Source organism: Streptomyces spiramenti (assembly GCF_012034385.1).
GTDB classification, from domain to species: Bacteria; Actinomycetota; Actinomycetes; order Streptomycetales; family Streptomycetaceae; genus Streptomyces; species Streptomyces spiramenti.
In genome coordinates this window covers 1-23,641 of the sequence record NZ_JAAVJB010000066.1, presented here as the reverse complement: position 1 = coordinate 23,641, position 23,641 = coordinate 1, and the positions used below count along the sequence as shown (strand labels likewise).

The 23,641-nt window shown below is 73.8% G+C and carries 12 protein-coding genes; 11 read left to right on the top strand and 1 reads right to left on the bottom strand.

What is annotated here, in order from left to right; translation table 11 throughout:
• The 4 genes from HCJ92_RS10735 to HCJ92_RS10720 all read left to right on the top strand — a co-directional run.
• The coding region (locus HCJ92_RS10735) for a type I polyketide synthase (RefSeq protein WP_167933268.1) at window positions 1–4,830 on the top strand (4,830 nt) is incomplete at its 5' end.
• A gap of 73 nt (window positions 4,831–4,903) precedes the next feature.
• The gene (locus HCJ92_RS10730) at window positions 4,904–5,629 is read left to right on the top strand and encodes a class I SAM-dependent DNA methyltransferase (protein ID WP_167933267.1); all 726 of its coding nucleotides are present in this window, start codon (window positions 4,904–4,906) and stop codon (window positions 5,627–5,629) included.
• Window positions 5,622–6,575 carry a proline iminopeptidase-family hydrolase gene (locus HCJ92_RS10725; protein WP_338054118.1) on the top strand — a complete coding sequence of 318 codons (954 nt, stop codon included), beginning with the start codon at window positions 5,622–5,624 and terminating at the stop codon, window positions 6,573–6,575. Before HCJ92_RS10730 ends, HCJ92_RS10725 begins: the two co-directional genes overlap by 8 nt.
• A 90-nt stretch (window positions 6,576–6,665) precedes the next feature.
• Window positions 6,666–7,619, top strand: a complete 954-nt coding sequence (locus tag HCJ92_RS10720) for an ACP S-malonyltransferase (RefSeq protein ID WP_209310966.1) — start codon at window positions 6,666–6,668, stop codon at window positions 7,617–7,619.
• Window positions 7,620–7,815: 196 nt separating this feature from the next.
• On the opposite strand, the gene HCJ92_RS10715 is transcribed toward HCJ92_RS10720, so the two are convergent.
• On the bottom strand, window positions 7,816–8,073 hold the full coding sequence (locus HCJ92_RS10715) for an acyl carrier protein (protein WP_420824692.1): 258 nt from the start codon (window positions 8,071–8,073) through the stop codon (window positions 7,816–7,818).
• A 101-nt stretch (window positions 8,074–8,174) separates the two neighbouring features.
• Between HCJ92_RS10715 and HCJ92_RS10710 the strand changes: the two genes are divergently transcribed.
• From HCJ92_RS10710 to HCJ92_RS10680, 7 genes are all read left to right on the top strand, one after another.
• Window positions 8,175–9,824 (top strand): AMP-binding protein, encoded by a 1,650-nt coding sequence (locus HCJ92_RS10710; RefSeq protein WP_167933266.1) that lies wholly within the window; start codon window positions 8,175–8,177, stop codon window positions 9,822–9,824.
• Window positions 9,825–10,122: 298 nt separating this feature from the next.
• Window positions 10,123–11,652: an AMP-binding protein gene (locus tag HCJ92_RS10705; protein ID WP_167933269.1), complete on the top strand. Its 1,530-nt coding sequence runs from the start codon at window positions 10,123–10,125 to the stop codon at window positions 11,650–11,652.
• On the top strand, window positions 11,649–12,923 hold the full coding sequence (locus HCJ92_RS10700; protein ID WP_167933265.1) for a type III PLP-dependent enzyme domain-containing protein: 1,275 nt from the start codon (window positions 11,649–11,651) through the stop codon (window positions 12,921–12,923). Before HCJ92_RS10705 ends, HCJ92_RS10700 begins: the two co-directional genes overlap by 4 nt.
• A complete protein-coding gene (locus HCJ92_RS10695) occupies window positions 12,920–13,444 on the top strand; it encodes a cobalamin-dependent protein (protein WP_167933264.1) in 525 nt (174 codons plus the stop codon). The genes HCJ92_RS10700 and HCJ92_RS10695 overlap by 4 nt, the downstream gene beginning before the upstream one ends.
• Complete coding sequence (locus HCJ92_RS10690; protein WP_167933263.1) at window positions 13,441–14,841, top strand: methylaspartate mutase; 1,401 nt, start codon at window positions 13,441–13,443, stop codon at window positions 14,839–14,841. Before HCJ92_RS10695 ends, HCJ92_RS10690 begins: the two co-directional genes overlap by 4 nt.
• Entirely contained in the window at window positions 14,838–16,022 is a 1,185-nt protein-coding gene (locus HCJ92_RS10685; protein WP_167933262.1) for a cytochrome P450, read from the top strand. Before HCJ92_RS10690 ends, HCJ92_RS10685 begins: the two co-directional genes overlap by 4 nt.
• 175 nt (window positions 16,023–16,197) lie before the next feature.
• A partial coding sequence (locus tag HCJ92_RS10680; protein ID WP_420824693.1) for an SDR family NAD(P)-dependent oxidoreductase occupies window positions 16,198–23,641 on the top strand: 7,444 nt, incomplete at its 3' end.

Below are 23,641 nucleotides of genomic sequence, written 5' to 3'. Positions count from 1 at the left end.
GGTTCGTTGACGCCGGTGCGGGTGGACGGGGTGCTGCGTCCGAAGGTGGACGCGGCGTGGAACCTGCACGAGCTGACGCGTGATCGGGAGCTGTCGGCGTTCGTGCTGTTCTCCTCCGCCGTGGGTGTGCTGGGCGCTGCGGGGCAGGCGAACTACGCCTCCGCCAACGCCTACCTCGACGCGCTGGCCACCCACCGGCGGGCCCAGGGGCTGCCGGCCCAGTCCCTCGCCTGGGGCCTCTGGGGCCAGGTCGAGGGCATGAACACCGTGGCGGACGCCGAGGGGCGGCGGCGGAACGGACAGGGCGGGCTGCTCGCCCTCACCCCGGAGGAGGGGCTGTCGCTCTTCGACGCCTCACTCTCCGCCGACCGCCCCGTGCTCGTCCCGGTCAAGCTCGACCTCCCCGCGCTCACCGCCGACCGTGTGCCGGAGCTGCTCCGAGGCCTGGTGCCGCAGCAGCGGCGCCGCGCCACCGGCTCGGCGGAGGACGGCGGCGACACGCTGCTGGGACGGTTGGTCCGCCTCCCGGAGGCCGACCGCCTCGACGCCGTGCAGGAGGTCGTGCGCCGTCAGGTCGCCCAGGTACTCGGGCACAGCACCCCGGAAGCCGTCGACCTCGAACGCACCTTCCAGGACCTCGGGTTCGACTCGTTGACCGCCGTGGAGCTCCGGAACGCGCTGAGCAGCGCCACCGGACAGCAACTGCCCTCCACTCTGGTCTTCGACCACCCGACCCCCGCCGACCTCACCGGATTCCTCCACCAGGAACTGCTCGGAGAGCTGACCGACACCGCCGAGGCGGCGCCGGTGGCCACCTCCGTGGACGAGCCCGTCGCCATCGTCGGGATGGCCTGCCGTTACCCGGGCGGAGTCGGCTCCCCCGAGGAGCTGTGGCAGCTGGTGGCCGAGGGCCGGGACGGCATGACGACGTTTCCCGAGGACCGTGGCTGGGACCTGGAGGCATGGTTCGGCGACGACGCCGAGACCGCCGCGTCGCTCACCGGCGGGTTCGTCCGGGACGCCACCGACTTCGACGCGGCGTTCTTCGGGATATCGCCCAACGAGGCCCTGATGATGGACCCCCAGCAGCGGCTGATGCTGGAGGCGTCCTGGGAGGCGCTGGAGCGCGCCGGGGTCGAGCCCACCTCGCTGCGCGGCAGCGGGACCGGCGTCTTCGCCGGGGTGATGCACACCGACTACGACCCGGGGATGTTCGGCACCCTGGAACACGCGGCGGGCTACCGCAGCACCGGCCTCTCCGGCAGCGTGGTCTCCGGCCGGGTCTCCTACACCCTGGGTCTGGAGGGCCCGGCGATCTCGGTGGACACCGCCTGCTCGTCGTCGCTGGTCGCTCTGCACCTCGCGGTGCAGTCCCTGCGGCAGGGCGACTGCTCGCTGGCGCTGGCCGGCGGCGTCGCCGTCATGGCCTCCCCGACCTCCTTCGTCGGCCAGAAGCACGGCCTCTCCTCCGACGGCCGCTGCCGGCCGTTCGCCGAGGACGCCGACGGCGCCGGCTGGTCCGAGGGCGTCGGTGTCCTCGTCGTCGAACGCCTCTCCGACGCCCGCCGGAACGGGCACGAGGTGCTGGCGGTGATCCGCGGCAGCGCCGTCAACCAGGACGGTGCCTCCAACGGCCTGACCTCACCGAGCGGCCCGTCCCAGCAGCGCGTCATCCGGCAGGCGCTGGCCGCCGCCGGGCTCACGCCCGCCGATGTGGACGCCGTCGAGGCCCACGCGATGGGAACCACTCTCGGCGACCCCATCGAGGCCCAGGCGCTGCTCGCCACCTACGGCCAGGAACGCCACGAGGACCGGCCGCTGTACCTGGGGTCGATCAAGTCCAACATCGGACACAGCCAGGCCGCCGCCGGAGCCGCCGGCGTCATCAAGATGGTCCAGGCGCTGCGCCACCAGGTGCTGCCCCGCAGCCTGTACGCGGACCGTCCCAGCGGGCACGTGGACTGGAACGCCGGGCGCGTGGAACTGCTGGCCGACGCGGTCGAATGGCCCGCGGGGGAGCGACCGCGCCGCGCCGCGGTGTCCGCCTTCGGTTACAGCGGCACCAACGCCCACCTCATCATCGAGGAGCCGCCCCGACCGGAGCCCGCGCCGGCCACGTCGGCCGTCGCGCCGGAGGAGACGGAACGCCCCGGCGGCACGGTCCTGCCCTGGATGCTGTCCGCCCGCAGCGCGGACGCCGTCGCCACCCAGGCGGCGCGACTGCTCACCCACCTCGCGGAGCGGCCGGACGCCGACCCGCTGGACATCGGCTACTCCCTGGCGACCGCGCGGACCCCGGGCGAACACCGCGCGGTGGTCCTCGGCGCCGACCGCGAGGAACTGCTGCGCGCGCTCACCGACCTCGCCGAGGGGAACCCGGGCGACCGAGTGGTGCGCGGGCGGGCCCGCACCGCCTCCAGGGCCGGCGGCTCGGGACGCCCGTCCGGCGGCAGGCTCGCGGTGCTCTTCTCCGGACCCGGCGCCCAGCGGGTCGGGACGGGCCGCGGACTCTACGAGGCGTTCCCGGTGTTCGCCGACGCCTTCGACCAGGTCTGCGCGCGGTACGACCGTCACCTCGACCGCCCGCTGCGCGAGGTGCTGTTCGCGGAGGAGGGCAGCGTCGCCGCCCTCCAGCTGGAGCAGACGGCGTTCAGCCAGGCGGCAGTCTTCGCCGTGGAGGTCGCGCTGTTCCGGCTCCTGGAGTCCTGGGGGGTGCGTCCGGACTACGTGGTGGGCCACTCCGCGGGCGAGCTGGCCGCCCAGCACGTGGCGGAGGTCCTCTCCCTCAAGGAGGCCGTCAAGCTGGCCGCCTCCCGGGGCGAACTCCTCCAGGAACTGCCGTCCGGCGGTGCCATGGCCGCGCTGGAGGCCACCGTCGAGGAAGTCACCCCGCTGCTCACCGGCGCGGTGGCGCTGGCGGCGGTGAACGGCCCCCGCTCCGTGGTGGTCTCGGGCGAGGAGGGTGCGGTCCTGGAGGTCGTCGACCACTTCACGCAGCAGGGGCGCGCCACCCAGCGGCTCGCCGGCCGCCAGGCGCTGCACTCCCCGCTGATGGAGGAGCTGGTCGAAGACCTGCTGGACACCGCCGAGGACCTGTCGTTCGAGGCGCCCGCGATCCCGGTGGTCTCCACCGTCACCGGAACCGTCGCGACGGCCGAGGAGCTGGAGGAGCCGGAGTACTGGGGCGACCACCTCGTCGGCACCGTCCGGTTCCGGGACGCCGTCGCCGCTCTCCGCGCGGAGGGCGTCACCCGGTTCCTCGACATCGGACCGGACGGCGAGCTGGCGGCCTTCGTCGCGCAGTGCCTCGCGGAGGACGGGGAGGCGGAAGTGCCGGATGCCCTGGTCCTTCCGACGCTGCGCCAGGACCGGCCCGAGGTCGCGGCGCTGCTCGGTACGGTCGGAGCCCTGGCCGCCAACGGGGCGGGAGTCGACTGGCCGAAACTCTTCGACGGCAGGCAGGCCCGCCGGGTCGCGCTGCCGCCGTACGCCTTCCACCGCGAGCGCTTCTGGGTCGACGTGGACGCCCTCGCCGCCGAGCAGGCCGCCGACGCGGCCGGATCCGGACGCAGCAACCCCGGTGGGTCCGGGGCACCGGAGGAGGGCGAGCTCGGACGGCGCCTCGTGGGCCTCGGCACCGACGAGCAGGAGAAGCTGCTCCTCGACGCCGTGCTGGAACACTCGGCGCTGCTGCTCGGCTACGCCGACACCTCCGAGATCGACCCCGACCGGCACTTCCTGGAGGCCGGCTTCAACTCCCTGGCAGCCATCGAACTGCGCACCGCGCTGGGCGCGGCGACCGGGCTGCACCTCGATCCGGCAGCGGCCCTCGACCACGGCACCCCGGCAGAACTCGCCGTCCACCTCCGGGACCGGTTCGCCGACGCCGTCACCGACGGGGCGTCGGCAGCCTCCCGGGAGCGCGGGGCAGTGGGTACCGACACCGTCAAGGCTCTCTTCGGGGAGGCGGTGAGCACCGGTCGCCTGGACGAGGGGCTGGACCTGCTGTCTGCCGTCGCCCGGCTCCGGCCCGCCTTCGACTCCGTCGCCGACCTCGGCCGACCGCTGGAACCGGTGACGCTGGCCGCCGCGCCCGACACGGCCGGGACGGACGCCCCGCCGCAGCTGATCTGTGTCACCAGTCCGATGGCCACGGCCAGCGCGTACCACTACGCCCGCCTCGCCGCGCACTTCCGCGGCCGGCGGCAGGTCACCGGTCTCACCGTGCCGGGGTTCGTCGAGGGCGAACCCCTGCCGAGCAACGCCGCGGTACTGATGGAACTGATCGTGGAGGCCGTGCGACGAGCGGCCGGGGACCGGCCGTTCGTTCTCCTCGGCCACTCCTCGGGCGGGCTGCTGGCCCCTGCCGCGGCGGGTCTGCTGGAGCGGCGTGGGGTACGTCCGGCCGGGGTGGTGCTGCTGGACACCTATCCCGCCGCGGAATCGTCCGCCACGGGTGATCCCGACGCCCCGGCCGGCGGCGACGCGGCGACCGGCGTTCTCGCCGGTCTGGCGGCGGCCATGCTGGAGCGGGAGTCCGCCCACACGCCGCTGGACGGCACGCGGCTGTCAGCGATGGCCCGCTACATCGAGCTGCTGCCCGAGCTGCCGGTCGGCCCCCTGTCCCCGCCCACCCTCCTCGTCCAGCCGCACGAGCTGTTCGGCCTGGCCGGCGGCGGCGAGGACGGGGCCGAGGGCGGCGACTGGCGGGCCGACTGGCCGCTGGAGCACACCAAGCGGACCGTCCCGGGCGACCACTTCAGCATGGTCGCCGACCACGCTCCCGGTACGGCCGAGGCCGTCGAGTCCTGGCTCGACCGCCTCGCCTGACGGCACCTCCGCCCCTCTCCCGGGGCACCCCACCCCGACCTCCTCGCACCGAACGCAGACAGGAGCACCGACGATGTACGAGAACGAAGACGCCGAGATATACGACCTGATCCACGAAGGCCGCGGCAAGGACTACCCGGGCGAGTCGGAGCTGGTGGAGCAGCAGATCCGCGCCCGCCGGCCGGACGCCTCCTCCCTGCTGGACGTCGCGTGCGGTACCGGCGCGCACCTCCAGTACTTCGTCAAGACCTTCCAGCACGTGGAAGGCACCGACATCTCCGCCGACATGCTGGAGGGTGCCGCCCGGAGACTGCCCGGAGTGCGCTTCAGCGAGGGCGACATGAGCGACTTCGACCTCGGCCGGACCTTCGACGCGGTCACCTGCCTGTTCGCGTCCATCGGGCACCTGTCGTCGGTGGAGCAGTTGAACTCGGCCGTCGCCGCCTTCGGCCGTCACACCAACCCCGGAGGGGTCGTGGTCGTGGACCCCTGGTGGTTCCCCGACACCTTTCTCCCCGGCCACGTCGTGGCCGACGTGATCAAGGGCGAGGCGGACGGCGAGGAGAAGACCGTGGTGCGGATGTCGCACACCTCGGTCGAGGACGGCGCCACCCGCATGAACGTCCACTACCTCGTGGCCGACAGCCCCTCCGGCATCCGGCACTTCGCGAAGTCCGCCCGCATCATGCTGTTCCACCGCGAGGAGTACGAGACGGCCTTCACCCTGGCCGGGCTCACCCCCACCTTCGTCCCCGGCGGACCGGCCGGGCGCGGCCTGTTCGTAGGGGTCCGTGACTGACGGCGGCGGGGCCGGACGCACCACCCGCGTCCGCCCCCGCGGCACCCTCGACTTCCGCGGGTTCCGGACGTGGTACCGGATGACGGGGCGCCCGGACCCCGACGGCCCGCCGCCGGTGGTCGTGCTGCACGGCGGCCCCGGGAGCACCCACGACTACCTGCGCGTCCTCGCGGAGCTGTCCGGCCACGGGCACCCGGTGGTGCACTACGACCAGCTCGGCAACGGCGGCTCCACCCACCTGCCCGACCGCGGGCCGGAGTTCTGGACCGTGCAGCTCTTCCTCGACGAGCTGGACAACCTGCTCCGGGGGCTGGGAATCGCCGACCGCTACGTCCTCTTCGGACACTCCTGGGGCGGGCTGCTGGCCGTCGCGCACGCCGCCGGCAGACCCGCTGGGCTGCGCGGGCTTGTCGTCGCCAACTCCCCGGCGTCCTACCCGACCTGGCTGCGCGAGGCGGCACGGCTGCGGGCGGAGCTCCCGCCCGGGGTCGACGACACCCTGCGCCGCCACGAGGCGGACGGCACCACCGGAAGCGACGCCTACCAGGAGGCGATGCGGGTGTTCTACGCCCGCCACGTCTGCCGCCTGGACCCCTGGCCGCGCGACTACCTCGCGTCGTTCATGGAGATGTCCGACGACCCGACCGTCTACTACGCCATGAACGGCCCGAGCGAGTTCCACGTCATCGGCAGTCTCAGGGACTGGTCCGTGGAGGAGCTGCTGCCCGCCGTCGACACCCCCACCCTGGTGCTCTCCGGCCGGCACGACGAGGCCACCCCCGAGTGCGTCCGGCCGTTCGCCGAGCTGATCCCCGGGGCCCGCTGGGAGGTCTTCGAGGACTCCAGCCACCTCCCGCACCTGGAGGAACCGGACCGGTTCCTCCAGGTCCTCGCCGGCTTCCTCGGCGAACTGGGGCCCTGGCCGGGCCACTCCAGTGGCCAGTAGGGGTAGGAGCGGCACGCCGCCCCGAGCAGGGTGGACCGGCAGCACCCGGTCCGCCCGCCGGGCGGACGAGACGAAGGGACGGCGCACGCCATGACCGAACCCGCTCCGGACGCCACCGCCGTCGTCTTCCCCGGCATGGGGCCCCACCAGTACTCCGACGTCGCCCGCTTCATGCTGGTCGACCGGCACGCCCGGGAACTGTGCCGGACGGCCGACGACGTCCTGGGGTACCGGCTGACCGACCGCTACCGGGACAGCGACGACCCCTACAGCGAGTACGCCCAGGTGGCGTTCCTCGTCAACTGCCTGGCGCTGGCCAGGCTCGCCGAGGAGCAGCACGGCGTCGACCCGATCGCCTGCACCGGCGCCAGCTTCGGTGAGAAGACCGTGGCGGCCTACACCGGAGCCCTGACGGTGGCCGACGCCATCGACATGACCGCGAGGACCGCGCGGTGTGTGGCCGAGTACTTCCGCACCGCCCACCAGGACGTGGTCACCCACTCGTTCCTCCGCACCCCGAAGGCGCGGCTGGCCGAGCTGCTCGCGGAGCTGGACGGGCGTGGCGAGTGGTACGAGGTCTCCTGCGAGCTGGACGAGGACTTCCACATGGTGTCGCTGCGGGAGCCGGCGGTGGCCGAGTTCTCCCGGGCGATCCGGGCCGGCTCCGGCATGTCCCTCTACACCATGCGCCCGCCGATGCACGCCGCCGCCTTCGCCGGCCTGCGGGAGCGGATCGAGGAGGAGGTGATCGGGGGGTTGGAGTTCGCCGACCCCCGGGTGCCGGTGGTCTCCGACCAGGACGGTTCACCGCTGACCGGCGGGGAGGAGATCCGGACGCTGCTGCTGGACGGGTTCGTGCGGGCGCTGCGCTGGCCCTCCGCCGTGGACGGCCTCGCCGCGCTCGGCGTCGGAAAGGTGTGCGTCGCCGGACCGGACAGCCTCTTCGGTCGGGTCGGGACCACCACCCGGCGCTTCGAGGTGCTGGCGATGACGCCTCAGGCGGCGCTGCGGCCCCGGGCCGCAGCCAGGGTACCGGCCGGCTGAGAGCATGGTGGAGACCCCACCCCGGGCCCGCGACGCCGGCCACGGCCACCTGCTGCGTTGTCAGGAACGCCCGCATGCAACCCGGTACGAGGGCGTTCCGCCACCGTGCGGCTGACCGCACCCGATGCCGCGAGCTGGTCCGACGCGGGGTCTCAAACACGCTCAGAGGCCGGCACAGTGCCCCGGCCGCCCGGAGCTACGCGGTCACCCGCGCCGCGGAGAGCTTCTCCCACAGGACGCCGGGGGAGGCGAAGGATTCCAGGCTCAGCGCGTCCTCGGGGAAGGTCACGGAATACTCGCTCTCCAGCACCCCGAGCAGTTCGACGGTGCCCAGCGAGTCCAGCCCGGCGTCGCGCAGCCCGGTGTCCGGCCGGAGCGGCTCTTCCGGGGAAAGGAACGGCAGATATCTCCGGAGTATTTCCTCGAACTTCGAGTCCCACATGGTGAGTCCCATCCTTTGATTCCAAAAATGTCCGCGAGTCGACGATAACAGCATCCCGAGGACTACCGCACGGGGCTCCGGGCACCGAATTACCCCTCAATCCAGGAGACGTGATGGCCGGCAGATCCGAGCAGTGGGAAAAGACGACGCTGCCCGCGCTGTTCCTGCGCGGACTCGCCCACGGCGCCGACCGGGAAGCGCTGCGGGTGGGTGGTGCGGGCGTCAGCTACGGGCAGCTGCACCGTCAGGCCCTGGAGTGGGCGGGTGCGCTGCGACGGGCAGCCCCCGGCAGACCGGTAGGGGTGCTGGCCACCGGCGGGGTCACCGCGTACGCCGGCGTCCTCGCCGCGCTGTACAGCGGGTCGGCCGTGGTACCGGTCCACCCGTCGTTCCCGCCCGACCACGTCCGGCGCATGCTGGGAGCGGCGTCGGTCGGGACGGTGATCGCCGACGCCGCCGGCACCGCGGCGCTCGCCGCCCTGGCCCGCCCGTCCGAGCGGGCGGCGGACCGGCCCGCCGTCCTGGCCCCCGACCCGCAGGGCACCCCGCCGCCGGGCTGGCCCCGCCTGGAGTCCGATCCGGAACGGGCGGCCGTAGGGCCGCACCCGCTGACCGAGGAGGACACCGCCTACCTGCTGTTCACCTCGGGCTCGACCGGCACCCCCAAGGGCGTGCGGATCAGCCACGCCAACGCCGCCGCCTACTTCCGCGTCCTGGACGGCCGCTACGACTTCCGGCCCGACGACACCTTCTCGCAGACCTTCGACCTGAACTTCGACTGCGCGATGTTCGACCTGTTCTGCGCCTGGGGGAGCGGCGCCCGGGTGGTGCACGTCCCGGCCGGCGCCTACCCCAACCTGCCGCGCTTCCTCGCCGCTGAGAACGTCACCGTCTGGTTCTCCGCACCCAGCACCATCGGCCTGGTGCGCCGCACCTGCGGTCTGGCTCCCGGCTCCCTCCCCACGCTGCGCTGGAGCTTCTTCGCCGGTGAGGCGCTGCGCAACCAGGACGCCGCCGACTGGCAGCGGGCCGCCGACAACTCCGCGGTGGAGAACCTCTACGGGCCGACCGAACTGACCGTGACCATCGCCGCCCACCGTTTCGACGCCGGGGCCGATCCCGGGAACGGCGGCAACGGCGGCGTACCCATCGGCACCGTCCACCCCGGCCACCGGCAGCTGCTGCTGCGGGACGACGGCACCACCGTCATCCCCGGAGAGGAGGGCGCATCCGGCGAGGGCAGCGACCCCGGCGAGGACGCCGAGGGGGAGCTGTGCGTCAGCGGCCCCCAGCTGACCCCCGGCTACCTGGACCCGACGCACGGCGAGGGCCGCTTCCTGGAGGTGGACGGGGCGCGCTACTACCGCACCGGCGACCGGGTGCGCCGGGCCGCGGGAGGCGAACTCCTCTACCTCGGACGGCGCGACAACCAGGTCCAGATCCAAGGGCGCCGGGTGGAGCTCGCCGAGATCGACCACGCCCTGTCCGGCTGCTCCACGGTGGCCGAGGCCGTCACCCTGGCGGTCCACGGCGACGCCGGTACCGACCTGGTGGTCTTCTACACCGGCACCCCCGTGCCGCCCGGTGCGCTGGCTCGGGAACTGCGCGAGGCCCTACCGCCCGGAGTTCTCCCGAAGCACTACCAGCACCTCGACCGACTGCCCCTGAACTCCAACCGCAAGGTGGACCGCAAGGTCCTCTCCGAAACTGCCCGTTCCCTCGTGGTCGGGCGCCGACAGGACGGTTTCCCCCTTGCCCGCTAGGGGGCTCTAGGGGCGGTATCTGGGGTGCCGCCGCGGATAGTCTCCCCGGAGTGTGCCGGGCCTCCGGAAATTCCTTCCCGTGTCGGAATGCCCCGCACCCCCGCGGATGTCGGCGGCTTCGGTGTCCACGGGTGCACGGGGAGGCCGCGCCGCAAGGTGAGGGAATTACCGCGAGCTCGAATTCCGCAGCCCGAATCCGCATACCGGGAGGTCAATCGTGCGCGATGGGGACAGTCGTCGATCCCTCACCGGGACGCTGCCGGGCACACCCAGCGCGCCACCGGCCGGTGGCCGACTGGTGCACGACCTTCTCGACGACGCGGTCGACGAGACCCCCGACGGCTGCGCCCTGCGGGACGCCGCCGGGACCTGGAACTACCGCCGCCTGGCCCGGTACAGCCGAGCCGCGGAACGCTGGCTGCGCGAGCGGGGAGTGGAGCGTGGCGACCGCGTGGTCGTCCAGCTCCCCACCACCCGGGAGCTGGTGGCGCTGTTCTTCGGGGCGAGCCGCCGCGGCGCGGTCTTCGTGCCGCTCAACCCGGCGATGAAGGAGTTCCACCTCCGTTCGGTGCTGGAGAACGCCGGCCCCCAGCTGGTCGTCACCGCCGACGACGCCACCGCACGGCTGGGTCCGCTGACCCCCGCCCCGGTGGTCGGCCTCGACACCGCCTGGGCCGGGATCACCGGGCACGACGACGACGGCGACTCCCGGGGCGGGCCCGAGCCGTCGGCCGACCCCGCCGCGGACACCGCGCCGGACGATGCCCCCCTCACCTCCGAGGACATCGCGGTCCTGATCTACACCTCCGGCAGCACGGCCGCGCCCAAGGCGGTCATCGGTCCGCACGCCCAGGTCACCTTCGCCTCGGCCGCGATCCAGGCCGAACTCGACTACCGCCCCGGCGACGTGGTCTTCTGCCGCTTCCCGATGTCCTGGGACTACGGCCTGTACAAGGTGCTGCTGTCCTGCCTGGGCCGCTCCGAACTGGTGCTGGCGGACGCCGAGTCCGACCTGCGGCTCGTGCAGCGGATGCGGGAGGTCGGTGCCACCGTCGTGCCGATCGTGCCCTCGCTGGCGACCATGATCGCCACCTTGGCCCGCCGTGAGACCGGCGAGCCGGCACCTGTGCGGATGTTCACCAACACCGGTGCCGCCCTGCCGCAGGCCACCATCGACGCGCTCCGTGAGGCCTTCCCCGGCGCCCGCATCGTCCGCCAGTTCGGTCAGACCGAGTGCAAGCGGATCGCCGTGATGCCGCCGGACGAGGAGTTCGCGCGCCCGGGTGCGGTCGGCCGCCCGCTGCCCGGGACCCGGGTGGACATCCTCGACCCGGACGGGCAGCCGGTGCCCACCGGGCGTACGGGGGAGATCACCGTCACCGGACCCCACGTGATGCCCGGCTACTGGCGTGCCCCCGAACTCACCGCACGCACCTTCCGGACCGACGCCGCGGCCGGCGGACTCCGCCTGCACACCGGCGACTACGGGCGACTGGACGAGGACGGCTACCTGTACTTCGACGGCCGCCGCGACGACATGTTCAAGCGCAAGGGCATCCGGATGAGCACCCTGGAGATCGAGGCCGCCGCCCTGGACATCCCCGGTGTCCGCGCCGCCGCCGCGGTGCCCCCGGCGGGGGACCGCGACCTCACCCTCTGCGTGGAGACCGACCTCGCCCCGGCCGCCGTGCTGCGCGAACTGTCGCGCCGCCTGGAACCCGCCAAGGTGCCTGCGCACTGCCGGGTGGTCGACGTGATGCCCCTGACACAGCACGGCAAGAACGCCCGCAGAGAGCTGGCCGCGATGCTTGACGGGAGCCCCCGATGACCCTCCAGCAGCCTGAGCCGACCCAGGCCCGGCGGACCACCCGGGACCGCAACGCCGACCTCGCCGAGCGCTTCGGCACGCCGCTCTACGTCTACGACCTGGACCGGGTCGCTGCCGCCCGCCGCGCCCTGTTCGACGCGCTGCCCGAGGAGTTCGACCTCTTCTACGCGCTGAAGGCCAACCCGCACCCCGACGTGGCCCGCGCCCTGCGGGAGGGACCCGGCCGCGCCTGCCGCGCCGAGATCAGTTCCACAGGAGAGCTCCGCGCCGCCCTCACCGCCGGCTACCGGGCCGACGAGTGCCTCTACACCGGCCCCGGCAAGACCGCCGCAGAACTGCACGAGGCCATCGGCCTCGGGGTGCGGATGTTCTCCGTCGAGTCCGCGGGGGACCTCCGGCACATCGGTGCCGCCGCCACCGCCCACGACACCGTCGCCCGGTGCCTGCTGCGCGTCAACAGCCCCTCCGCCAGCGCCACCACCGGCGCGCGGATGACCGGCACCCCCTCCCAGTTCGGTATCGACGCCGAGACTCTGCCCGAGCTGATGCCGGAACTCAGCAGCGTGCCGGGCACGCGCCTCGTCGGCGCGCACTTCTTCCCGCTGAGCAACGCCAGTGACGAGGCCGCCCTCACCGCCGAGTTCGAGCACACCCTCGCCCTCGCCGCCGAACTGCGCGACACCGTCGGCCTGCCCCTGGAGTTCCTGGACATCGGGGGCGGCTTCTCCGTGCCCTACGGCGTCCCCGGGGAGCGCGCCGTCTACGACAAGCTGCGCACCTCCCTGGAAGCGGCGTTGGACCTGCACCTCCCGGAGTGGCGGGCCGGCAGCCCCCGACTCGCCTGCGAGTCCGGCCGCTATCTGGTCGGCGACAGCGGACAGCTGCTCTGCGGTGTCGTCAACACCAAGGTCAGCCGCGGTCGGACCTTCGTCATCCTCGACGGCGGCATCAACGTCTTCGGCGGCATGTCCGGCCTCGGCCGCCTGCTGCCGGTCTCCGTGGAGCTCGACGGCGGGACCGCCGACGAACGCGGCAGCCTGGTGGGCCCCCTGTGCACCCCCGGCGACCTCCTCGGTCGGGAGATCCCGCTGCCGTCGCTGGCAGAGGGCGACCTGGTCACGGTCCCCAACGCCGGCGCCTACGGCCCGTCCGCCAGCCTGCTGTCCTTCCTCGGTCGCCCCTCGCCGCGCGAGGTGGCCCTCCGCGACGACGAGGTCGTCTCCGTCTCCCGGCTGGAGCACGGGCGCGTCATGGAGAGCGACACCGAATGAGGGGCGTGACCACCGAGACCCCGCCCGGCGCACTGCCCGAGCGGACGAAGCCGCTGGTCCTCATCAGCACCGTCGCCTCCGACGCACACACCTGGAACCTCGTGTTCCTCCAGCTCCTGGTGGAGGAGCTCGGGCACCCGGTGGTCAACCTCGGCCCCTGCGTCCCCGAGGAACTGCTGGCGCAGGCGTGCCGCGAGCACCGCCCCGACCTGCTGGTCATGTCCTCCGTCAACGGGCACGGCTTCCGTGACGGACTGTCCGCCATCCGGCACCTGCGCGCACAGCCCGACCTCGACCCCTTCCCGGCCGCGATCGGCGGCAAGCTCTCCACCAGCGACAGCGACGACCCCGAGCGGGTCCGCGAACTCGTCGAGGCCGGCTTCGACGCCGTCTTCATGGACGGGTCGGCCGCCGTCAGCACCTTCCGCCGGTTCCTCGCCTCCGTCGAGCGGCCCACCGGTGTCCACCCGCCGCAGCACCGGCAGTGGACCGTCCCCCTGTCGGGGAAGGCCGCGCCGTGACGTCGGCCCCCGCCCTCGTCGGTGCCCCGGCCGCCCCCGCGGCGCGCCCGCCGGAGGCCGGTTTCGCCGCGTTCGTACGCCGGGCCCGCGCCCGCGGCGAGCTGGTCGTCCAACCCCGCATGGGCTTCGGCTCGCCCGCGTTGATGCGCGCCGGGCTGCGCGCCACCCGCGACGCCGAGGCCACCACCGTCGGCACCCTGACCCTCGACAGCTACACCCGCGTCGGGGACCTCGCCGCCGCACGCGGCGCCGCCGCCGACGGCAGCGACCTCAACGGCTACCCGCTGGTCACCGCCGCGGCCCACGACACCCGCTGGATGCTCGGCGGGCTCGCCGGGCCGGATTTCCCCGTGCAGGTCAGGCACGGGTCTGCCGTTCCGCAGGACATCTTCCGCGCGCTCGTCCGCGCCGGGCTCGACGCCACCGAGGGCGGGCCCGTCTCCTACTGCCTGCCCTACGGTCGAGTCCCGCTCTCCACCTCGCTCAGCAACTGGACGGACTCCTGTCTGATCCTCGCGCCGCTGCGCGAACAGGGGCGCGAACCCCACCTGGAGACCTTCGGCGGCTGCATGCTCGGCCAGCTCTGCCCGCCCAGCCAGCTGGTCGCGATCAGCGTGCTGGAGGCGCTGTTCTTCACCCGGCTGGGGGTCCGCAGCGTCTCGGCCAGCTACGCCCAGCAGACCAGCCCGGAGCAGGACCGCGAGGCGGTGGCCGCCCTGCGGCGGCTGTGCACCGAACTACTGCCGCGCGACTCCGTCGACTGGCACATCGTCATCTACGCCTACATGGGCGTCTTCCCCGGCACCGTCGGCGGCGCCCGCGCGCTGCTGCGCAGCGCCGCCGAACTGGCCACCCTGACCGGTGCGGAACGCCTCATCGTCAAGACCGTGGTGGAGTCCCGGCGCATCCCCACGATCGCCGAGAACGCCGACGCACTGGAACTGGCCGCCCGCAGCGCGGAGAACGTGCGCGGCGCGGCGAAGGCCCTCGGCGCCCGGGTGGACGACGCGCCGACCGCCGCGCCCGCCACCGACGCCGACAGCCAGGTCTACCAGGAGGCCGCCGCCCTGGTCGAGGCCGTCCTCAACCTCGACGCCGACCTCGGCCGCGCCCTCGCCCACGCCTTCCGCTGCGGCTACCTCGACATCCCCTACTGCCTGCACCCCGACAACGCCGGCCGCGCCCGCAGCTACCTCGACACGGCGGGACGGCTGCAGTGGGCGGAGCTCGGCTCGCTGCCGCTGCGGCATCTGGTCCGTGCCCGCAGCGCCGCACCCGTCACCTCCGGCGAGCTCCTCACCGCGCTCGGATACGTGCAGCGAACCTTCGACAGCATGGCCGACGACGACCCGGCCGGCGGGTCCCACGACGCGACCGCCCAGGGAGAACCCCGATGAACCAGACACGCCCCTACCCGTTCGACATGACCCGCACCGACGTGTCCGGCCTGTACAGCACCCTGCGTGAGAAGGAGCCGATCAGCCGGGTCCAGCTGCCCTACGGGGAGCCCGCCTGGCTCGCGGTGCGCCACGACGACGTCAAGACCGTCCTCAGCGATCCCCGATTCAGCCGCGAGCTGGCCCAGGGACTGGACCAGCCCCGGCTGCGGTCGGAGAACATCGACGACGGCATCATGGGCATGGACCCGCCCGACCACACCCGGCTGCGACGGCTGGTCGGCAAGGCGTTCACCGCCCGACGCGTCGAGCGGATGCGGGAAGGGGTCCAGCACCGCGCCGACGCCCTCGTCGATGCCATGACCACCAAGGGCTCCGCCGACCTGGTGGAGGAGTTCGCCCGACCGCTGCCGGTGTCGGTGATCTGCGAACTCCTCGGCGTGCCCTTCGAGGACCACGTGATCTTCCGCCGCTGGACCGAGTCCGTGACCAACGAGGAATCGGCCATCTCCAACGTCCTCGCCAGGATCGGCCCGGAGATGAACGCCTACATGGGCGAGCTGGTCGAGCAGCGCCGCCGCGAACCCACCGACGACCTGCTCGGCGCCCTCGTCCGGGCACGCGACGAGGGCGACCGGCTCACCGAGGACGAACTGATCGCCATCTCCGGGCCGGGACTGCTGGCCGGCGGCGCCGAGACCGTCTCCTCCGGCATACCCAGTTTCGTCTACACCCTGCTCACCCAGCCGGAGCTGCTCGCCCAGTTGAAGGGGCAGCCGGAGCTGATCCCCCGGGCGGTGGAGGAACTGCTGCGCTACGTGCCGATCAACACCTCCGCCATGTTCGCCCGGTACTCCCTGGAGGACGTCGAGCTCAGCGGCGTCACGGTCCGCGCCGGGGAGCCGGTGCTGCCCGCCATCCACGCCGCGAACCGCGACCCGGAGGTGTTCGCCGACCCGGAGCGGATCGACCTGACCCGGGAGAAGAACCCGCACGTGACGTTCGGGCACGGCCCGCACCACTGCATCGGCGCGCAGCTGGCCCGGCTGGAGCTCCAGGTGGCGATGAAGACACTGCTGGAACGCCTCCCCGGGCTGCGTCTCGCCGAGGGCGAGGCCGGAGTGGAGTGGACGTTCGGCGTCATCGTCCGCGGCCCCTCCCGGCTTCCGGTCACCTGGTGAGGACCAGGCACCCATGTCCCCTGCTGTGACCAGCTCTTGGTCAACGGCCGCGTCTGTTTGAAGCGTGACGATCTGTGGAGCAGCGATGAGTGAGTCGGTAAGCGCCAACCCCGGACCCGAGCACCCGTGGGCCGGGCTGACCGCGGCGGAGCGGGAACACCTCCTGCTCGACCTGGTGCACCGGCACACCGTCGCCGCGCTGCGCCAGGTCACCGGGGTAGAGCCGGACGCCGAGGACGGCGCCGTGTCCTTCCGGGACCTCGGGTTCGACTCGCTCGCCGCGGTCGACCTCCAGGAGCGGCTCACCGCCGACACCGGCCTGCCGCTGCCCCCGACCGTCGCCTTCGACCACCCCTCGCAGCAGGCCCTCGCCGGCCACCTCGCGACCCTGCTCGCCGGCGACGGCCCGCTGACCGGCACGCGGGCGCCGCTGCTCCCCGCCGGTGAGACCGGCGACGCCGACGACCCGGTGGCCGTCGTCGGGATCGGCTGCCGCTACCCCGGCGGTGTCACCTCCCCGGACGAACTCTGGCGGCTGGTGGCCGGCGGTGTGCACGCCACCGGGGAGTTCCCCACCGACCGCGGCTGGGACCTCGGCCGTCTGTACGACCCGGACCCCGACAACCCCGGTACCAGCTACGCCCGGACCGGGGGATTCCTGTACGACGCGGCCGAGTTCGACGCCTCCTTCTTCGGCATCAGCCCACGCGAGGCGTCCGCCATGGACCCGCAGCAGCGCGTTGTCCTGGAGACCGCCTGGGAGGCGCTGGAACGCGCCGGCATCGACCCGGCGTCGCTCCGCGGCAGCCTCGCCGGGGTGTACATCGGTGCCGAGGCCCAGGAGTACGGGCCCCGACTGCACGAGGCGCCCGCCGGGCTCGACGGCTACCTCCTGACCGGCGTCGCACCCAGCGCGGTCTCCGGCCGTGTGGCGTACGTGCTGGGCACCGAGGGCCCCACCCTCACCGTCGACACCGCCTGCTCCGGATCGCTCGTCGCGCTGCACCTCGCCGCCCGCGCCGTCCAGCGCGGTGACTGCACCATGGCGATCGCGGGCGGCGTGGCGGTGATGGCCGGACCGGGCGTCTTCACCTCCTTCAGCCGACAGCGCGGACTCGCCCCCGACGGCCGCTGCAAGGCGTTCGCCGCCGCCGCCGACGGCACCGGCTTCGCCGAGGGCGCCGGCATCCTCGTCCTGGAGCGGCTCTCCGAGGCCCGCCGCCAGGGGCACCGGGTCCTCGGCCTGATCCGCGGTTCGGCCATCAACTCCGACGGCGCCTCCAACGGGCTCACCGCTCCCAACGGCCTCTCCCAGCAGCGCGTCATCGAGCAGGCCCTCGCCGACGCCGGTGTCACCCCCGACCAGGTCGACGCGGTCGAGGCCCACGGCACCGGCACCACCCTGGGCGACCCGATCGAGGCCGGCGCGCTGCTCGCCACCTACGGACAGGGACGTCCCGAGGAACGCCCGCTGTGGCTCGGTTCGGTGAAGTCCAACCTCGGCCACACTCAGGCCGCCGCCGGCGTCGCGGGCGTCATCAAGATGCTGATGGCGATGCGCCACCGCGAACTGCCCGCCACCCTCCACGTGGACGAGCCCAGTCCGCACGTCGACTGGTCGTCCGGCCAGGTGTCGCTGCTGCTCAGCTCCCGCAGCTGGCCGGAGCGGGAGGACCGGCCGCGACGCGCCGGGGTGTCCTCGTTCGGCGTCAGCGGCACCAACGCCCACCTGATCGTGGAGGAGCCGCCGGTCGACACCGCCGGGCTCTCCGCCCCGGTCGCGACGACCGCCCCCGCCGCGGACACGGCGGCAGCCCCGGACCATGCCCCGGACGGGCAGCCGCGCCTGCTGCCGTGGGCGCTCTCCGCCCGCACTCCCGAGGCGCTGGCCGCCCAGGCCGGACGTCTCCAGGCGTTCCTCGGCGCCGGTGAGAACCGCGACCTGCCCCCCGCCGACATCGCAGCCGCGCTCGCCGGCCGCACCACCATGGAGCACCGCGCGGTCATCCTCGCCGGCGATCGCGACGACGCCCTGCACGGCCTGTTCGCCCTCGCCGCCGGGCAGCCCCACCCCGAGGTGTTCCGCGGCGCCGCCGTCAAGGGCAAGCTGGCCTACCTGCTCACCGGCCAGGGCGCCCAGCGCGCCGAAGCCGGACGGGAACTCTACGACGCGTACCCCGAGTTCGCCCGAGCGCTGGACGAGACCGCCGGCTACCTCGACCTCCAGCTCGAACGGCCGCTGCGGGAGGTGCTGTTCGCCCCGGCCGGCACCCCCGGGGCCCGGCTTCTGGACCGCACCGCCTACGCCCAGCCCGCACTGTTCGCCCTCGAAGTCGCCCTCTTCCGGCTGCTGGAGAGCTGGGGACTCGTCCCGGACTACCTCCTCGGCCACTCCGTCGGCGAGATCACCGCCGCCCACCTTGCCGGTGTGTTCAGCCTGGACGACGCCTGCACCCTGATCGCCGCACGCGGCCGACTCATGGACGAACTGCCCCCCGGCGGAGCCATGCTGTCGGTCCGCGCCACCGAACAGGACATGCGCGCCCTGCTCGGCGAACTCGACCCGGCCGGGAACCGGCTGAGCATCGCCGCGGTCAACGGCCCCGCCACGGTCGTGGTCTCCGGCGACGAGGACGCCATCGAGGAGGTCGCCGGACGCTGCGCCGCCGCCGGACACGCCACCGCACGCCTGCGGGTCTCCCACGCCTTCCACTCCGCCCGACTGGAGCCGGTGCTGGCCGACTACCGGGCGATCGCGGAACTGCTCGACTACGCACCGCCGCGCATCCCCGTCGTCTCCAACCTGACCGGTCGGACCGCCACGACCGAGGAACTGACCTCCCCCGAGTACTGGGTGCGGCACGCCCGCGAGACCGTGCAGTTCCGCGACGGCATCCGCCACCTCACCGAACGCGGCGTCCGCACCTTCCTGGAGCTGGGCCCCGACCCGGTGCTGTCCACCCTGGCCGAGGCGTGCCTCGACCCGTCGCGGCACGAGCACCCTCCCGTCGCCCTGGCCGTGCTCCGCCGGGGCCGCGGCGAGGTGCGGGAGCTGCTCACAGCCGTGGCCCGCGCCCAGGTGCGCGGCGCCCGGGTGGAGTGGAGCGCACACACCGGCATGCCCGCCGCCCGTGTCGACCTGCCCACCTACCCCTTCCAGCGGCAGCGCTACTGGCTCAGCCCCGCCGCCACCGGGCACGACGTCGTCGGCCTCGGCCAGGACCCCGTCGAACACCAGCTGCTCGGCGCCGCGGTCGCCCTCGCGGGCAGTGACGCCCTGCTGCTCACGGGCAGGATCTCCCTGGACTCCCACCCCTGGCTGGCCGACCACGTCATCGCCGGCGTACCGCTCTTCCCCGCCACGGCGTTCGTCGAACTCGCCCTGCGCGCCGGACAGCAGACGGACTGCCCGACCATCCACGACCTCACCCTGGAGCAGCCCCTGCGGCTGCAGGAGGGCGCCGGCACCGCCCTCCAGGTCGTGGTCCGCGAACCCGACCCGGCCGGACGCCGCCCCGTGGAGTTCTACGCGCGCGCCGAGGACGCCCCGCTGGACACCCCCTGGACCCGGCACGCCGCCGGGCTGCTCAGCCACGGTCCCGACACCCCGCCGCCCACCGCCGCCGACGCGGGGCTCACCGCCTGGCCGCCGCCCGACGCGGAGCCCCTGGACCTCGACGGCTTCTACGCGGACCTCGGCGACCAGGGCTACGGCTACGGGCCGGCGTTCCAGGGACTGCGGGCCGCGTGGCGCGGCGACGGCGCGATCTTCGCCGAGGTCGAGCTGCCGTCCCGCTCCGAGCGCGCCACCACTCCCTTCGCGCTGCACCCCGCGCTGCTGGACTCGGTGCTGCACATCACCGACCTGCTCGGGGAGAAGCCTCCCGCGGACGCGCCGGTGCGGCTGCCCTTCGCCTGGCGGGGCGTCACCCTGCACGCCACCGCCGCAACCGCGCTGCGGGCCCGCATCAGTACCGCCGCCGCGGGCGGGGTCTCGCTCGACCTCGCCGACGGCCACGGCCGACCCGTCGCATCCGTGACCTCCTACCAGACCCGGGCCGTCGCCGACACCCCGTTCGCCGGCAACCGGGGCGGGCTCTACCAGGTGCAGTGGCAGGTGCTGCCCGGCGACACCTCCGACGCCCCCGACACCGTGGTCGACTGGGCCGAGTTCGACACCGCCCCCGCCACCGGCACACCGTCCCGCGTGCTGCTGCGCTGCGACATCAACCGCTCCGGCGGGCGCAGCGCCCTGTACCGGGTACTGGACGCCGTGCGCACCTGGTCCACCGACGAGCGCCGCGGCGCGTCGCGCCTGGTGATCGTCACCCGAGGAGCGCTCGCCGTACGCCCCGGCGACATCCCCGCCGCCGACCCCACCCTCGCCGCCGTCCGGGGGCTGGTGCGCTCCGCCATCGCCGAACAGCCCGGACGGTTCCAACTGCTCGACGTGGACGAGGCGGTGTGGCAGCAGCCCGGCGGTCCCGCGGTGGCGCGGGCGGTCGCTTCCGACGAACCAGAGCTCGCAGTACGCGACGGCGAGGTCCTGGTGCCGCGTCTCGCCCGGACGCGCGAGGCGTCGACGACCGCCCGCGAGTGGGACCCGAACGGCACCGTCCTCGTCACCGGCGGCACGGGCGGCCTGGGCGGCCTGGTCGCCCGCCACCTGGCCGCCCGCCACGGGGTGCGCCGACTGCTGCTGGTGTCGCGCCGCGGACCGGACGCACCCGGCGCCGCCGAGCTCGCCGCGGAGGCGACCGCCGCCGGCGCCCGCGTCGATGTGCTGGCCTGCGACGTCGCCGACCGGGCCGATCTCTCCCGGGTCCTGGACCGCATCCCCGCCGCCCACCCCCTGACCGCCGTCGTCCACACCGCCGGCGTCCTCGACGACGGACTGGCCGACTCGCTGACCGCCGAGCGGTTGGACGCCGTCCTCGCTCCCAAGGCCGACGCCGCCTGGAACCTCCACGAACTCACCCGCGACCTCGACCTCGCCGGGTTCGTCCTCTTCTCCTCCGCCTCCGGGCTGCTGGACGGCGCCGGCCAGGGCAGCTACGCGGCGGCCAACGCCGCCCTCGACGCACTGGCCGCCCACCGCCACGCCATCGGTCTGCCCGCCACTTCCCTCGCGTGGGGCACCTGGGCCGGGGACCGCGGCATGGCCGCCCGCCTCGACGACGCCGCGCGACGCCGCATGGCCCGCCAGGGAATGCCCGAACTGAGCGCCGACGACAGTCTCGCGCTGCTGGACGCCGCCCTGCGCCGCCCCGAGCCCTGCCTCGTCCCCGTCGACATCGACGCCGCCACGGTCCGCGCCCGACCCGACGGGGTGCCCCACCTGCTGCGCGGCCTGGTCCGACCCGCCCCCCGCCGAGGCGTTCCCGCCGTCGCCGGGACCCCGGCCGCCACCGCCGGGCTGGAGCGGCTGCCCGCCGCCGACCGGGAGCGCGCCGCCCTCGCCCTGGTGCGCGAGCACGCCGCCACCGTCCTCGGCCACGCCGCGTCCACCGCCATCGCACCCGACCGCGCGTTCGACGCCAGTGGGTTCGACTCCCTCGCCGCCATCGAACTCCGCAACCTCCTCAACAAGGACACCGGGCTCACGCTGCCCGCCACCCTGGTCTTCGACTACCCCAACCCCCGGGCCCTCGCCGGCCACATAGCCGCCGCCCTCGCGGACACCGCCGGCGCCGCGTCCCGGACCACCGGTGACGCCACCGACCGCGCGGGCGGTCCACGCGACGGCTCCGACGACCCCATCGCGATCGTCGGCATGAGCTGCCGGTTCCCGGGCGGCATCAGCACCCCGGAGGAGTTCTGGACCCTGCTGGAGAACGGCACCGACGCCGTCTCCGGCTTCCCCACCGACCGCGGTTGGGACCTGACGACGCTCTGCGACCCGGAGCCGGGCCGCCCAGGGCGCAGCGCCGCCCACGAGGGCGGATTCCTCTACGAGGCGGCCGACTTCGACGCCGAACTCTTCGGCATCTCCCCGCGCGAGGCACTTGCCATGGACCCCCAGCAGCGGCTGCTGCTGGAGACGACCTGGGAGGCCGTCGAACGCGCCGGTATCGACCCCGCCTCGCTGCGCGGCAGCCGCACCGGTGTCTTCGCCGGGGTGATGTACCACGACTGGGGCACCCGACTCGGCGAGGTCCCCGAGGACATCGCCGGCTACCTCGGCAACGGCAGCCTCGCCAGCGTGGTCTCCGGCCGCGTCGCGTACGCCCTCGGCCTGGAGGGCCCCGCCGTCACGGTCGACACCGCGTGCTCCTCCTCGCTGGTCGCGCTGCACTGGGCGATCCAGGCCCTGCAGGCCGGCGAGTGCTCCCTGGCGCTGGCCGGCGGCGTGACCGTGATGTCCACCCCTGACACCTTCACCGACTTCACCCGACAGGGCGGCCTCTCCCCGGAAGGGCGCTGCAAGTCCTTCGGTGCCGGAGCCGACGGCGTCGGCTGGGCCGAGGGCGTCGGCGTCCTGGCGGTGGAGCGGCTCTCCGACGCCCGGCGCAACGGCCACCCGGTGCTGGCCGTGATCCGCGGCAGCGCCGTGAACCAGGACGGCGCCTCCAACGGCCTGACCGCGCCCAACGGACCCTCGCAGCAGCGCGTCATCGAACAGGCCCTCGCCAACGGCGGGCTGACCTCACGGCAGGTCGACGCGGTGGAGGGGCACGGCACGGGCACGACGCTGGGCGACCCGATCGAGGCACAGGCGCTGCTGGCGACCTACGGTCAGGGGCGTGACGCGGAACGGCCGCTGCTGTTGGGGTCGGTGAAGTCCAACCTCGGACACACCCAGGCGGCGGCCGGCGTGGCCGGCATCATCAAGATGGTTCTCGCTCTCCACCACGAGCGGCTGCCCCGCACCCTGCACGCGGGTGAACCGTCGTCGCAGGTCGACTGGACGACCGGCGCGGTCGAACTGCTCACCGAGCCCGCCGCCTGGCCCGCCGGGGAGCGCACGCGACGTGCGGGCGTCTCGTCGTTCGGCATCAGCGGCACCAACGCGCACGTGATCATCGAGCAGTCTCCCGCGTTCGAAGTCGCGGATGACGAGACGCCGGCAACTCCCGACGCGCAGCCCGCGAACCGGCATGCGCTGCTGCCGGTCCCGCTGTCCGCCGAGACCCCCGGGGCGCTCGCAGCGCAGGCTGCACGGTTGGTCGCCGCGATGACCGACGACGGCCCCTTGGCCGGAGCCGACCTCGCGTCGCTGGCCTGGTCCCAGGCCGACAGCCGAGCCGCGCTTCGGGAGCGGGCCGTCATCCCGGCGCCGGACCGCGAGACGCTGCTGCGGGAGCTGTCCGCCCTCGCCGCGGGTGAGGCCTCGCCCGGAACGCTGACCGGCACGCTCAGCGACGGCGACACGGCGTTCTTGTTTGCGGGGCAGGGGTCGCAGCGGGCGGGTATGGGTGAGGGGCTTCGTGGGGCGTTTCCGGTGTTTGCGGCGGCGTTTGATGAGGTGTGTGGGGAGCTGGATCGGTATCTGGATGCGCCGGTGCGGGAGGTGGTTGCGGGGGGTGGTGATCGGTTGAACGAGACGGTGTGGGCGCAGTCGTCGTTGTTTGCGTTTGAGGTGGCGTTGTTCCGGTTGGTGGAGTCCTGGGGGTTGGCGC